The organism is Acinetobacter sp. AS167 (genome assembly GCF_037152175.1).
GTDB lineage: Bacteria > Pseudomonadota > Gammaproteobacteria > Pseudomonadales > Moraxellaceae > Acinetobacter.
Window position 1 is genome coordinate 1 of sequence record NZ_JBBCMP010000051.1, and the last position, 252, is coordinate 252.

The following is a 252-nucleotide window of genomic DNA, read 5'->3' on the forward strand; positions in this document are numbered from 1 at the left end:
GTTGTTCTTCATTGATGTATCTGAGGGTCTGTAGCTCAGTTGGTTAGAGCACACGCTTGATAAGCGTGGGGTCACAAGTTCAAGTCTTGTCAGACCCACCAAGTCTACTGATTGAGTTTGAAAGAATTTTAAATTCGATTTACAGAAGAGCAGATATATTAAGATCTTAAGCTGGGGACTTAGCTTAGTTGGTAGAGCGCCTGCTTTGCACGCAGGAGGTCAACGGTTCGACTCCGTTAGTCTCCACCACTA

At 44.4% G+C, this 252-nt stretch carries 2 tRNA genes; both read left to right on the plus strand.

Going from position 1 to position 252, the window contains the following annotated elements:
• The first annotated feature begins 24 nt into the window (after positions 1-24).
• Positions 25-101, plus strand: a tRNA-Ile gene (locus tag WFN33_RS20320).
• Positions 102-173: 72 nt separating this feature from the next.
• A tRNA-Ala gene (locus WFN33_RS20325) sits at positions 174-249 on the plus strand.
• Positions 250-252: the final 3 nt, after the last annotated feature.